This is a genomic window from Candidatus Erwinia haradaeae (assembly GCF_900698855.1).
Lineage (GTDB): Bacteria > Pseudomonadota > Gammaproteobacteria > Enterobacterales > Enterobacteriaceae > Erwinia_E > Erwinia_E haradaeae_F.
This window is the reverse complement of record NZ_LR217698.1, coordinates 813,269-828,268: the sequence shown is the minus strand read 5'-3', so window position 1 is coordinate 828,268 and position 15,000 is coordinate 813,269. Positions and strand designations below refer to the sequence as shown.

6 protein-coding genes, 1 other RNA gene and 1 pseudogene are annotated in these 15,000 nt (G+C 28.7%); 1 reads left to right on the top strand and 7 read right to left on the bottom strand.

Annotated elements, in window-relative coordinates:
- Positions 1 to 2,059: 2,059 nt before the first annotated feature.
- The 7 genes and pseudogenes from hisS to rnpB all read right to left on the bottom strand — a co-directional run bounded on the left by hisS (position 2,060) and on the right by rnpB (position 12,616).
- Positions 2,060 to 3,355 carry a histidine--tRNA ligase gene (hisS, locus tag HACICURT3053_RS02455; RefSeq protein ID WP_269472358.1) on the bottom strand — a complete coding sequence of 432 codons (1,296 nt, stop codon included), beginning with the start codon at positions 3,353 to 3,355 and terminating at the stop codon, positions 2,060 to 2,062.
- 177 nt (positions 3,356 to 3,532) lie between these two features.
- A complete protein-coding gene (gene ispG / locus HACICURT3053_RS02450; RefSeq protein WP_157992149.1) occupies positions 3,533 to 4,621 on the bottom strand; it encodes a flavodoxin-dependent (E)-4-hydroxy-3-methylbut-2-enyl-diphosphate synthase in 1,089 nt (362 codons plus the stop codon).
- A gap of 528 nt (positions 4,622 to 5,149) precedes the next feature.
- Positions 5,150 to 5,566: pseudogene (rodZ, locus tag HACICURT3053_RS02445) on the bottom strand (cytoskeleton protein RodZ); the annotation flags it as partial.
- Positions 5,567 to 6,529: 963 nt separating this feature from the next.
- Positions 6,530 to 7,705 (bottom strand): dual-specificity RNA methyltransferase RlmN, encoded by a 1,176-nt coding sequence (gene rlmN, locus HACICURT3053_RS02440; protein WP_157992147.1) that lies wholly within the window; start codon positions 7,703 to 7,705, stop codon positions 6,530 to 6,532.
- Positions 7,706 to 9,017: 1,312 nt separating this feature from the next.
- Positions 9,018 to 9,452, bottom strand: a complete 435-nt coding sequence (ndk, locus tag HACICURT3053_RS02435) for a nucleoside-diphosphate kinase (protein ID WP_157992313.1) — start codon at positions 9,450 to 9,452, stop codon at positions 9,018 to 9,020.
- A 769-nt stretch (positions 9,453 to 10,221) separates the two neighbouring features.
- Positions 10,222 to 11,421: an enoyl-ACP reductase FabV gene (gene fabV / locus HACICURT3053_RS02430; RefSeq protein ID WP_157992146.1), complete on the bottom strand. Its 1,200-nt coding sequence runs from the start codon at positions 11,419 to 11,421 to the stop codon at positions 10,222 to 10,224.
- Between the two features lie 820 nt (positions 11,422 to 12,241).
- Positions 12,242 to 12,616: RNase P RNA component class A (gene rnpB, locus HACICURT3053_RS02425), an RNA gene on the bottom strand.
- Positions 12,617 to 13,704: 1,088 nt separating this feature from the next.
- On the opposite strand from rnpB, the gene fabB reads away from it, so the two are divergent.
- A complete protein-coding gene (gene fabB, locus HACICURT3053_RS02420; RefSeq protein ID WP_157992145.1) occupies positions 13,705 to 14,928 on the top strand; it encodes a beta-ketoacyl-ACP synthase I in 1,224 nt (407 codons plus the stop codon).
- Positions 14,929 to 15,000 lie beyond the last annotated feature (72 nt).

Genomic DNA, 15,000 nt, shown 5'->3' with positions numbered 1-15,000 from the left:
AAATATAATTTCTAATTATAGTTAATTTATATGTTATATAACATAATTTGTATTATTAATTATTTTAATTTTAATATCTTTAATAAGATGTACTATCGTATACATCTAAATAAATTCATATTACTATACTACTATAGAGAAAGAGTGATAGTATATAGCACTATGAAGACGAATTATCAATGTTCTAAAATATAATATATTTTATATTATTAAAACTTTTATATATAAAATAGGTGTACCCGTCAGAATAGGATATTGACTTGTCTTTTTATTATAAAGGTATTGTTCATAATGAATTTTAGTTTTTGTGCACATTAAGGATAACTAAACAGATATGTAAATTACAATAAATAATATATTATTTTATAGTTGCTCAATTTTTATTTTAAAATATTTTATTAGAGTATAGGATACTGTCTATCAAGATATCCTTGATATCTACTTGCAGTATTACGAGTGCAATATCTTGATCTTGAGATTTTTAGATGAGGGATCTTAAATGTAATATTGCGCATGGGGTATTTCCTAATATAATTTAAGGGTGTAAACTGAGATTGTGACAATACAACTTTTATTTACTAAATAAAGAAATTCTATTTTAATAGAAAGATACTTTGAGTATGTTCTCGATACTTTGTCTATTAATGTGACTATAGTAGTGTTTGTAATTGAAACTTAATGTGGATTTACAACATAGTTGAATGTTTTATGTCGTCCTTTTTTGGATTTATGAAAAGAGAACTATCATTTAAAAATGAATGATATTTTTCATTTTTAGATTAGTTACAGATGTCATTCATAGAATCAAGAGAAAAATTATTTGGAATTAAGAATTATTAGTGTATAGTTTTTTAGAATTTATGGGATTCTAATTTAAATTTAGTAAGATTGTTTGAGTGTTTTTATAATAGATCTTTTTCAGAAGTAAAAAGATCAAGATTATATAGTATATGTAAAGTATAGTATATATGAATTTGATTTATTTTTGTATTAGTATGTTCACTAATACAAAATATGGAGAAAATAAATTGATTATATATTTATAATATAAATAAGAATAATGTGTGATCTAATTTTATAGTACTAAAATATTAGTATAGGGATGCATCATATAAGATGTTAATATATAGACGTTATTTTTTTTATTAATTTAAGATCCCACAATCATTAATGGATCTATCTTACCGTCTACCTTAAATAAAACCATGAATTTTTAAAAAATTGTACTTATATTTAATTTTGTTTTCACAAGTTACCTGTATGTTCTATATAAAGATTTTTTATATTATTTTAGATAGAAAAAATTTTTTATTTTAGATTGGTTTTGTAAATAGGTGATATCTCTTTAAAAGAGATATCAGTAGGACTGAGAGTTAGTAGGATTAGATAGATTAATTTCATATAGATATTTTATATCTTGAATGCAAATAAGTGGCTTTAAGGTTAGAGTTGCGCACGATTTTTTATCGTGAAGATATATTGTAATACAACTAAATACATATAATTACTCATTTTATTAGTACAACACACTGTTCCAAAATAAACTAGCTCATAATTTAAGTTTTGGTTTCATTATGCCAATGAAATATGTTTCTATTTAATCGAGACAGTTTTTAATTTTTTTAGGTTCTTTGTCATGAATTCTTGATCTTGAGTCGATTTTTTGTATTTAGGTATTATTAGTATAATAATACACAAGTATTATGTTTATAATATTCTTTAAAGTTGTATTTAAGAATATCTTGTTTGTGATTGTTATTGATAAACTTTGGTATTATGTGGTTTATCAAGTAAAAGAGGATATGATATAAAATAATGATAAGCATCTATTAATATAGATTAGAGATGTAAAAATTTTTATCAGAAAAATATGAGCAAGCTGTCTTTATATAAATAATTTTTAGTTATATGAATATTAAAGATGAGGTTTAATATATGTTTTGGATATTATATCTAATTTTATATGATCTTTGTTGAGAGATAAGAAATAGTCTTATATTAGCTCAATAGCTCTGTATCTTCTATTGTATTTTAGACCTTTAATAACTAAGTTGATATATCATGGATTTTTTAAATGCATACGCAGAAGTGTAGTAAGGTTAGAGTATGCATTGGTTTTCTTTATTTTTTTTTGTGTTTTATTCAAAAAGTCTTTGATAATTAGTTCTTCTGTACCTTCTGTATCTTTATTGATTATTATTACAAATCTTGCACCTAGTTTCATTGCGTAAGTAAAGTGTTTTTTTAGGTTTCCGTCACAGGAATTACTTATTAGTTTTAAGTCAGGCATACTGTCACGTAATTGTTCAGACAAAATTAATCCTAAATTGTGTTGTTTATCTCCTTTGGTGATTAGATAAACATCGATAATCTGATTTGATATTGGTATTGAGTTAAAATTTTGTACTAATAGTGCTAACCTTTCTAATCCTATTGCGAAACCAATAGCTGGAGTTGATTGTCCACCAAGTTCTGCAACTAAATCATCATATCGACCACCAGAACAGATTGTTCCTTGTGCACCTAGACTATTGGTTGTCCATTCAAAAACCGTTCGATTATAATAATCAAGACCACGTACTAGACGTTGGTTAATATGATAAGGAATGCCAGCGATATCTAATTGGTCACATAGTCTTAAAAAATGATGATTGGATTCAAGATCTAGATAATCTTTTAGAGGCGGAAGATCTTTCAATAGTTCTTGAATATGAGGATTTTTGCTATCTAGAATTCGAAGAGGGTTAGAATATACACGATTTTTGCAATCTTTGTCTAAAAGAGGAGTGTTATTTCTTAAAAAGGAAATAAGTATATTATGATATTTCTTTCGTGTCTCTAGTGATCCGATAGAGTTTAACTCTAACCTAAGATAATGAGAAATACCTAATAGTTTCCAACATCTTGCAGTCATTAAAATTAATTCAGCATCGATGTTTGGACCTTTTAGGCCAAATACTTCAGCACCAACTTGATAGAATTGCCGATAACGACCTTTCTGTGGTCGTTCATAACGAAACATTGGTCCCATGTACCATAGGCGTTGTTCTTGATGATAAAGTATACCATGTTCAATTCCTGCACGTACACATCCAGCAGTCCCTTCCGGTCTTAATGTAATACTATCACCATTACGATCTTGAAAAGTATACATTTCCTTTTCTGTTACATCAGTGATAGAACCTATAGCGCGTTCAAATAGCGAAGTTTTTTCAACAATTGGAAGACGAATTTCACTGAAACCGTAGCTAGTTAGAACTTGTTTTAATATGCGTTCGATTTGTTGATAGCAAGAGATATCTATTGGAAGATGGTCTTTCATACCACGAAGTGCTTGAATTTTATGTTTTTTCACTATCTACCCTTTTATTTCTAATAATATATAATTTTACTTATGGTTTATAGATTTATAAAATTGTATATGTTTTGCATAATTTTTTAATGAATTGATATCTATTGGATTTCTTTAATAAGATAATAATCTTAAGATTTATTATAAGTTATGCAATATTCACAAGCTTAAATATGATTTCTATTTTTTTAGATGTAGTGCTTTAGCGCGAATACGTTCCTCTAGTTGATCCATAAGAGTCTGATTGTCGATTCGCGTATTTAACTGAATTCCATCTTCATAAAAACTACTTTTGTTACGGTTACCTACTAAAGCTATGGTCGCTTGTTTAGCCTCCCCTGGACCATTGACCATACAGCCAATAATTGCAATATCCATTGGAGTAAGAATGTCTTCTAATCGTTTTTCTAGAGTGTTAACTATATTAATAACATCAAATTCTTGACGTGAGCAAGTTGGGCAGGCGATAAAATTAATACCACGTGAACGAATACGTAGGGATTTCAAAATATCAAAACCAACTTTTACTTCTTCGATTGGGTCAGTTGCCAGAGATATTCGTAGTGTATCACCAATGCCCTCCAATAGGAGGGAGCCTATCGCTATTGCTGATTTTACTGTTCCAGATCGCGCTCCTCCAGTTTCTGTAATGCCTAGATGAAGTGGCTGTTTAATTTGTGTAGCTAAAAGACGATATGCTTCTATGGCGGTTAAAACATTAGATGATTTTACACTGACTTTAAACATGTCAAAATTAAGGTCATCAAAATGATTAATATTACGTAAAGCTGATTCAACTAAAGCCTCTGCAGTAGGACTATTATATTTTTTTTGTAAATCTTTTTCTAGTGACCCGCTATTAATTCCAATTCGAATTGGAATGTTATGATAGCGAGCGCATTCTACAACTTGGCGAATTCGATGTTTGTTACCGATATTTCCTGGATTAATTCGTAAGCAGTCTACTCCATACTCGGCAACTTTTAGGGCGATTCGATAGTCAAAATGAATATCTGCGACTAAAGGAGCAGTAACTTGTTGTTTGATAATACGAAATGACTCTGCAGCTTCCATAGTAGGTATAGATATTCGAATAATATCAGCACCAGCTTTTTCTAGAGATTGAATTTGAGAAATAGAAGCTTCAATATTAGTTGTAGGTGTATTGGTCATAGATTGAACAGAAATGGGCATATTATCACCTATAGGAACTTTCCCAATATTAATACGCATTGATTTACGACGGGTAAGAGGTTTCAAATTACTCATATTGTTCTCCATAATAACTAAGGATTAGGTGAGAATTAAAGGTAAACTAAAAGAAGGAGTATAAGGATAAATGAGTTTAACATTAAACATTCAAGTGCAGGGTTATCTTTATTGTGCCTGGAGAGAAAGGTGTAGAATTTATATTCTAAATAAAAGAACATTGGTTTAGTAAATTTATCTAATTTTTGGATTAGATGTTATTGGTATTATCTAATCTTATCTTAATTGTTATTCTCTTCATGAGAATTTATTATTATACATTCTGTCAGAAAAGAACAAATAATCTATTCCTAATTAACTTATAAAATTAATTATTTTGGTCTCGGTTAGATGTAAGATTAAGTAAGTATTGTTTTGAGTTTACTATGATTCATAGTATCTCTTTTAGAGCTGTATATAGATTATTAAATCTTGTATTAATCCATTATTCTAGTTTAGATTAATATAAGTATAAATTTATAAAAAACATTAATGATTCTCTCTTGTAATAATTGTATTTGAATTTTTAATAGATACCAGATGGTCTTAAGCAGTCGTGTAATTTTGCCACCACCAAGTCATGGTAAGACCAAGTATCAAAATGAGAATTAGCCAAGTAATTAGCATTAACCAGTTATCTCGTTTGGTTCTCTGTTGTCCTAGAGAGTAGCTTTTCATAATTTCTACTTTGGTATCATTAACTGGCATTTGTTGTTCCATAAGTGTAATAAGTTCTTCTTCTGAAACTTCAACCAAACGAGCATAAGAGCGGATATAGCCTCGCAGGAAAGTTGATGCGAGTGAAGAAGAGACGGTGTCTTCTTCAATATCTTGAATAATAGATACTTTTAGGCAGAGACGCTCAGCAATGTGTTGCTGTGTTAGGCCCATTTTTTCACGGGCATCCCGTAAGCGTTCTCCTATTAAAGTTATATGGTATTTATCTTGAGTAGCTTCAATAGTCATGAGAAAAAAATATCGCTGCTGTATCGATAGTGAAAAGTTTTTTAAATTTCTTGTGAAATTATATATCAAAAATGGAACTTTCTTTCCAAAGTAAGGAAAATAATCTATCTAAATTTTTTGAAAGAAATAGGATATTTTTTGATAAAATTTCACAGGAAGCATAAGTTAAAGTATTTTCTTACTATTAGCCCTAATGTTTATCTTATTTATTTCTCTAGATTAGTTTGAACATATAAATATCTAATCTTGTCTACAGATTTATTTATGGAAATATAAAATAATATCTATATTTCTATCGTTAGGAGCCATCTAGTTTTTGTATATTTTGTTATATATTATATAAGCATAATACTATATCACACCAAGTTAGATCAGAGGGAGTAGATTGTAATTATTATAATGTGATATCTTAGCTTGAATTTTTTCTTTTTTATTTAGAATATTTTATTTGTGTGGTCTATTCATTTATTGTACCTGGTTATACTACTGTAGTTAAGGATGTTTTTTTTAAAAGTTCTTTGTAACTTATAAATAGAAAATTAAATTGTATATTTATTGATTTTAAATCTGTATCGATAAAATCTATGTTTTTTTAAATTGAAATTTGGTTAATTTTGTATTTCTTCCATGATATTAGAGAAAATTTAATTATAATTTAGTTAGAAATAGAAAATTATAGATCTGAATATTTGTTTTTATTCTGATGATTGTCCTTAGTTTTCTAAAGTTAAGTCTAAGATCGTACGTAAATTATATGAATTAGTCAGATTTTTTCTGAAGTCTCTATGTATTTATATATATAAAACAACTGATATTATTGATCTATTTTTTTAAGTAGATTCTATGATAGGTAGTTTGTTATATAATTTGTATTAGATTATATCTTGTATTTTTCAGGAGTTTTATCTGAATGTGGTTGATTGTATATAGTCAGATTAAATCAGGAAGTGATCCTACGTGCAATTAATCGTATAGCTTGTTAATATTAATTATTTCATCTATTCTTTTATCATACATGATATTTTTAGTCCGGTTAATTACGTGTCCAGATAATTGCCCACAGGCTGCATTAATATCATTACCACGTGTTTTACGTATAATTGTAGTAAAACCATGATCTATTAGTATTTTAGCAAATCTATTAATGCGGCTATACGAACTGCAATGAAAGAGTGCACCCGGAAAGGAATTCCAGGGTATTAAATTAATTTTACACGGTGTATCTTGTAGTAGTTTTGCCAGTTGATGCGCGTTATTTTGGCTATCATTAATTCCATCGAGCATTACGTATTCAATAGTTACACGTCCTTTATTTGCTCGAGACATGTTAATATAGCGTTTAACTGATTCTAGTATATTTTCAATATTATATACTTGATTGATAGGCATAATTTGATTACGTATTTGATTATTTGGTGCATGGAGTGATACGGCTAGTGCCACATCAACTTTCTCTATTAGTTTATCTAGTGCCGGAATAATTCCAGAAGTCGATAAAGTAACACGTCTTTTAGATAAACCAAAGCCAAAATCATCTAACATAATTTCAATAGATGGAATAATATTATTTAGGTTCAAGAGTGGTTCGCCCATTCCCATGATTACTATATTAGTAATTGGGCGTTGATTAGTAATTAGATTTTTTTTAAGGATTGTGATAGCGCGCCAGATTTGTCCAATGATTTCAGAGGTTTGTAAGTTACGGTTAAACCCTTGTTGTGCTGTTGAGCAGAATTTACATGCTAATTTGCAACCAATTTGTGAAGATATACAGAGTGTAGAGCGATCTTTTTCTGGAATGTAGACGGTTTCAATTTGTTGATTTCCAATCTGCATACCCCATTTAATAGTACCGTCTGAGGATTTTTGTGTTGTTGTTACTTCTGGAGCACGAATTTCTGCAATGGATTTTAGTTTATTACGAAATAGTTTATTGATATTAGTCATATCATCAAAATTTGTATAGAAGTGATGATAGATCCATCGCATCACTTGTTCAACACGAAAGGGTTTTTCATTTAAATCAGAAAATAATTTATGCATTTTTTGACGATTTAGGTTTAATAGATTAATTTTTTCTGATTTACTAATTCTTATGTCATTTGAGGATGATAAGGATATGATGTTTGGTGCTAACATAAGTGGTCTCTGGTTTTTTAGAATAGATCAAAGGAATTGAGAATCAGTGTACATGTAAATAGCTTCTATAGGAATCCTAATTTATTAGAGAATATAGTTATTTAGATGTAGAATAGAGGATGATGAGTTTTGAATTTATTTTAAAAATAATAATATAGATACTACTATTCCTTTTGAAGGAAAGGAGGGATATTATTTTAATGTATACATAATAGGGAGCATAACTTATATCTGTATGTGAGTAAAATCGTAATAATTCTACTATGTATTGTATTACTTTATGTCATAGAACAACCTGATTGATTTTATCTGAATTTGTATCAAGTTTTCAATATTTTGTTTTGTAAATTTATTTTTTTATTTAGAGTTGTTTAATTATTTTGATATTTTTTGAATAGATCGATTGTAATCTATGATAGATATACAAGTATTTACTATTACTTGATGATTTTGATTTTTTATTAAGATCTATACAGTAATCAATCATCATGTTTCAAAAATCTTCGTTTTATTTAGAAAATACCGAGAGTAATATGATGATATATGAAAATCCTTAGTATTCTCTGTTACAGAGAATCAAGTATTGATCAGGTTCTTATTAAAGTAAGAAGTCATTTAAACGAGAATTATTCTCCATATTTTATTGAAAATTATTACTAAGTTATAAAATTCAAGTTCTATATTAGAGTTGTGTATAATCAGTCTATTTTATAAATATTAAATATTTTAAAATTTATAGTATCATGTATTATGGTATAATATCATATAATTATAATATATTATGTTGGTATATATTTTTAGGAGTTATTTATGAATAGTATAAAAATCAGATCTTTTTTTTAAGTAAAAATGTTGAAAATTAAAACTTAATGAGCTGAACGCCAGATTTTTTTGTTGTGAGTAATATACTAGATAGATAGATTTTATATTTATTTCATAGATTTATGTATCAATAAGTGTGATAGTAAATAGAGGTCATTTTAGTTAAAGATTTAGTAAGAGATATATATTGTGAGATATAATGATTACTACTATAATCTTAGTAAGCATACAATGAATACTAACGTAAGAATATGCTATCATAATTTCTTTATAAACTGTAATGCTTGATTGTTAATCAACATAAATGATTTAGAAATCATTATGATTATTTATTGAGATAGTATAATAATTACTTTCTAAGTTATGAATATCTAAGTTACTTTGTGACGTCTATATATAAAATATATATCTAACTTTAGTTTGTATTTAAATTAGAATTTTAATATACAGGACATTTTAAAATAAAAGAGAATTTTTCGGCTAAGTATATTTATGAATTCTGTCTTGGGTGTATTTCTTCTTTCTTGAAGAAGAAGAAAATTTCACGTTTTGCAGACACGGATGAATCAGAACCATGTATAGCATTTTCAGTCAAGCTATCTGCATAATCAGATCGTAGAGTCCCCGCAAGAGCCTTAGATGGGTTTGTATCTCCCATTAATTCTCTATATCGCTGTATAGAGTTATGTCCTTCTAATACTGAGAGAAGAATTGGCCCAGAAGTCATAAATTTAATTAAATTATCAAAAAATAATTTACTTTGATGTTCTTGATAAAAATCTCTAGCTTGTCTTTCGGACAAAATTTTCATTTTGTTAGCAATGATTTTTAATCCTGCGGATTCAAATCGATTAAAAATTGCACCAATAATATTTTTTTTTATAGAATTTGGTTTAAGAATAGATAAGGTTTGTTCCATAGTTATGCTCATCTTTGGGTGAATTTATATGTATATAAAGAATATTTTTCATAAAAACTACAATTTAAAATTAAGGTGTCAGTAATATTCAATATTCTATTTTAGATTCCTAACATACCATCGATTTTATTTTTCATGGATATGATTAAAATTACTTTATCATAGTTTTAATTCTTTTTTAAGGATTAAAATGAATATTGCAGAAGTTATATCAATGAAGATCAAGAGTATTTCCTTTTTAAAATTATCAGATTGGTTTTTTTGGATTATTATTTTATTCAAAGTAGTATTATTTGACTTTGATTGTATGTGGGGCAGTTATGTTTGCAAGTAAGTATAAAATTTTTTATTTATCAAATATAGAATAACTAAGTATATCAGAATAATTTATTTAAGTATTTTATTGTGTGGTTTTCATTTGTAATACGTGATTTTAAAAATATATAAAGTATATTTCTATATTTTGTTTTTAAGAAATATTAAAGAACATATCTTTATATTTTGATTTTTCTTATTTTATTTATCTTGAAAGGATAAAAAGATAAATAGTAGTGCATGTACAAAAATTTTAGAGATATATAATATTATCTATATTAATTATAGATAATTGGGCATTTTCTTTCCTCAAAAGATTTAGAATGTTCTATAGCTAAAATGTTTTTAATTTAGAGAAGGTGGTTGATGATACATTTTTATGAGTTTTTATAAATTATCATCTATCTTGTAAAATCTAGAATAATTTTTACAGAATTGTCTTTATTTTATTTAGAAGTAATTACATTTGAATTAGATTTTTAATTTTTATATCTGCGTCTACATGATTTTCATAGTTAATTTCAGGTAAGTTAAACCCAAACAGACGCATAAAAGCATTTTGATATCCAGAAAGGTCAGTCAATTCACAAAGATTATCATTAGTGATAATTTTCCATCGTTTAGAAATAGTATTTTGTACATCAGGGTGTAATTCTTTAGAGTCCATTCGAAATCGACCCATCTCATCTAAGAGAGGCAAAGGATTGTATAAGTTGTCTTTTAAAAGAGAGTATACTTGTTCGATACAATCTTCATACGTATCTCTTTCTTTCATCACTTTTAAGAGTAGTGATAAATATAGTGGCATCATCGGAATAGCAGAGCTAGCTTGAGTGACTACAGCTTTAAGAACTGAAACGCGGGCATCACCGTTATTTTTAGTCATTAAGGTGTTTCGTATATGCAATGCTCTTTTGTCTAGATCTTTTTTTGCTGCACCTATGGAGCCGTTCCAGTAGATATCGTGTGTAATTTTTTCTCCAAGATAGCTAAAAGCGGTGGTTTTTGCTTCTTTGGATAGCACATTAGCTTCAAGTAATGCATGTATCCATGTTTGCCAGTTTTTTCCTCCCATAACAGTGATCGTATTATTAATTTCTTCCAGTGAAGCAGGTTCTAATAAGATATGGGAAATTTTTTTTGTCTTAGTGTTTAATGTTTTTGTCATCATAGGTGTTCCTATGGGTTTTAATACGGAACGCAACACTTGGCCAGTATCTGGATCGGTACAATGCGAAGCAGCAAGGCTATATACGACAAGATCTACTGTTCCTAAATCTCTTTTAATGATTTCAATAGTTTTCTTTTTAACAGCATTAGAATAAGCATCACCATTAATATTTTTTACGTATAAATTAGATAATATTGCTAGTTCCGTAAATGCAGCAGAATTATACCAACCAGCACTTGCTGATTTATTTTTTTCTCCTGAGCGTTCAAAAAATATACCAAGTGTACTGGCTCTACACCCAAAAGCAGAGGCAATACGCATAGCCAATCCATAACCAGATGAAGAGCCAATGATTAGAACTTTTTTAGGACCATGTGCAAGAACTCCTTGGGTTTTAATATATTTTATTTGTTTTTCTACATTATATTTACAACCTCTTGGATGGGCAGTAACACAGATAAAACCTCTAGTCCGTGGTTGAATAATCATTTTTACCTCAATAAAATTATTTAACAAATCTATCTATTTATATATCGTTTTTAAGAATGTAGTTACTACGATTTGAGCATAAGTTTAAAAATATCTGTATTTTTATCTAAATAACTAGTTTTATGATATCGGTTTATATCAGTAAGATTTATTGTATCTCAGAAAATTTAGTTGTTTATATATATTTCTAAGATTTTTATCATCGTTAGGTACTTAGGAGTACTATTTCTAATAGATTTAAGTTTACATTAATATATTTGCGGTGTTTTAGGTAGGATATTACAATAATGATATGTTTTGTCAGAAAATATACAGAAATATTTTGTCTATAATTATTTATTAAAAAATTTTTTAGATAGGGTTTATCTTGTCGTCTTTTAGAAAACCCATGAAGTATTACTAGTATTAGATTTTATAAGAGAGTATGAATGAGTTTGGATAGTAATGTGCTTCAACCTCTTATCATTTTTATTTGAGAAAAGGAATGCTTCTTTTTGTGATGAAATATTAATTAAGATTCTTTATTAACTAAAATTCTTCATTAATGGAAGAGTATTAAAGGTTGGTTTGTTTCTATGAGACTTAAGTAAAAATTTAATTTTAATGAAAATTAATCTAAATATAGATAAATAGCTATGTTTGTGTGATAGATAAATATTTTACTGTATATGTTGGTATATGATATTCATAAGAAGGATTAGAGGGTTATTGATTATTTATAATACGAGTTATTGAATATAAAATTCAATATTTTAATAGTTTTTAAAAAAATCATTTTAAATTAAAAATTTTATTATGAGGTATTTCATACTATAACTAGTTATGAAGCTGACTGATAAGCCGGGTTCTGTCGAGGGCAGTCATTCATCTAGACTAGTAATCGCTTACTAGTTCAAGCAGCTTACCCGAGTTCTGTACGGGTCGTATTAGCGAACTCCTATTTAGCTTTGCTCCGGGTGGAGTTTACCGTGCCGCTATCTGTTACCAGATGCGCGGTGTGCTCTTACCACACCTTTTCACCCTTACCTGAAAATTCTAATTTCATAGAATATTGGCGGTATACTTTCTGTTGCACTGGTCGTTAGCTTACGCTACCCAGGTGTTACCTGGCACCCATACCCTATGGAGCCCGGACTTTCCTCCTTCCTTTTCTTTTTTATGATAAGAAAAAGACGGCGACTGCCTAGTCAGCTTCATAAGGAAGTATATAGGATATTATAGTTAATTGTCATTAATATTTTATGTTAATTTAATTTAAAAATAAGTTTAATATTAAACTTTAATTCTTGCAAAGTGATATTTTTTTATTTTTTGTCTGAGACAGATAGTTATTAAAGGTAGACTATTACTGTTTGAGCGAGTTAGGTTTGAAGAGGTTATTCTTTTTATTAAGAAGTTCTTGATGGATTGTGATTCCTTAAATTGTATTAGATATAATTAATATTTTTTTATTGTAGTTGTATTTGATGATTTCAACTTCGATATGTTTTGATATAAATATAAGTGATTGCAATTCATTGTATAGTATATATTTTGATATATAGAGATATAATCTAGCATAGAGTAGTATATATTACTTTAATTTGAAGTAAGTATAAATATGGAAGTTATTTGATAGATTGACTAAATATCATTAAATTTTTTTGATAACAATAGATTCAGAATCAGTGTGCGATATATTATTATTTTTTATAAAATACAAGTGTTAAAAGATGTTTTTCAGTTTCACAATTTATTATATTGGTTTGTAGCCTTATTATCATAGATTAGATTGATATTATGTATATATGTCATGCACGATGATTTTTTTAATTAGTAGATAGAAGAATTTTCGGAATTAGAAAAAAGATTGTTAATAGTAATGCATGTTATGTTGATCTTCTGTTAGTTTATATTTAAAGTTGGTTGTTTGTATCTGAATTCATTGTTTTTTTTAACTTTCATATCAAGATATGAACTATGATGTTTAAATATATTTATAGATGTATTCATAAGTGTATTCATAGATTTTATCTAGTATACAACTGAGTTATATAGATATCAGTTATATAGCAAGCAGTAGTAAATTAAGTAATTGTATTTAAGACAATGGTGTTATTTTCAGTGTAATAATTTATCTTTGATTGGAAGTAGATATCATGATTTTTAATGTATTTCACTGATAATAAAATAAATAATATTTATTTAAATTTAACTTAGCAATATATTAATTGGTCTTGTTGAGTATAAATTTTCAGGATAAATGTACTTGAATTTTAATAAAAGAATCGAAAGAGGTATTGAATGAAACGTGCTGTGGTTACTGGTTTGGGGATTATTTCCAGTATTGGTAATAACCAAGAAGAAGTTCTGGCATCCTTACGTTCTGGACGGACTGGGATTACTTTTTCCCAAGAGTTAAAAGATTCTGGTATGCGTAGTCACGTTTGGGGAAATATTAAGTTATCTAAAAATGATATCTCAGATCGCATTGGGCGTAAAATTCTGCGTTTTATGAGTGATGCATCTATTTATGCGTTTCTTTCTATGCAGGAAGCTGTAAAAGATTCGGGTCTTACGGATAAGCAATATCAGAATAATCCGCGTGTAGGATTAGTAGCTGGCTCAGGTGGTGGCTCTCCGTTTTATCAAGTAGCTAGTGTAGATGGAATGCGTGCTAAGGGTTTACGAGGTGTAGGTCCGTATATGGTTACTAAGGCTATGGCATCTGGTGTCTCAGCTTGTTTAGCTACTCCTTTTAAAATTTATGGTGTCAATTATTCCATTAGTTCTGCATGCGCAACCTCAGCGCATTGTATTGGTAATGCTGTAGAGCAGATTCAGTTAGGTAAACAGGATATTGTCTTCGCAGGTGGCGGTGAAGAGTTATGTTGGGAAATGTCTTGTGAATTTGATGCAATGGGTGCATTATCAACTAAGTATAACTCTATTCCAGAAAAAGCCTCACGTACTTATGATCTTGGTCGTGATGGGTTTGTAATTGCGGGTGGAGGAGGTATAGTAGTAATTGAAGAATTAGATCATGCGATTAAAAGGGGAGCCCATATTTATGCTGAGGTTGTTGGCTATGGTGCGACTTCTGATGGGGCTGATATGGTTGCACCATCCGGGGAAGGTGCAACTCGCTGTATGCGTATGGCTATGGAGGGCGTAGACCTTCCTATTGATTATCTTAATACTCACGGGACCTCAACATTAATAGGTGACGTAAAAGAATTATGTGCAATTCGGACTGTTTTTCGAGAACAACATCCGGCAATATCGGCTACTAAGGCGATGACTGGTCATGCATTGGGCGCAGCAGGTGTACAAGAGGTAATTTATTCGCTATTAATGTTAGAGCATGGTTTTGTTGCACCTAGTATCAATATTGATAGATTAGATCCTGCTGCGGAGGGGTTAGACATTGTTACTGTGCCTTCCAAAAGAAAGCTTACTACCGTTATGTCGAATAGTTTTGGGTTTGGGGGTACTAACGCCACATTAGTAATGAGTAAACGGGTATAATTTTTTAGATGTTTATGAATTCTTTTAGTGTATTGACATATAGCTTATGGTTGATATATTTCAGAAAAGAGA

Excerpts from the sequence above, each read along its gene's own strand:
- ispG (WP_157992149.1), bottom strand. The coding sequence starts at position 4,621 with ATGAGTAATTTGAAACCTCTTACCCGTCGTAAATCAATGCGTATTAAT.
- rlmN (WP_157992147.1), bottom strand. The coding sequence starts at position 7,705 with ATGTTAGCACCAAACATCATATCCTTATCATCCTCAAATGACATAAGA.
- fabV (WP_157992146.1), bottom strand. The coding sequence starts at position 11,421 with ATGATTATTCAACCACGGACTAGAGGTTTTATCTGTGTTACTGCCCAT.
- fabB (WP_157992145.1), top strand. The coding sequence starts at position 13,705 with ATGAAACGTGCTGTGGTTACTGGTTTGGGGATTATTTCCAGTATTGGT.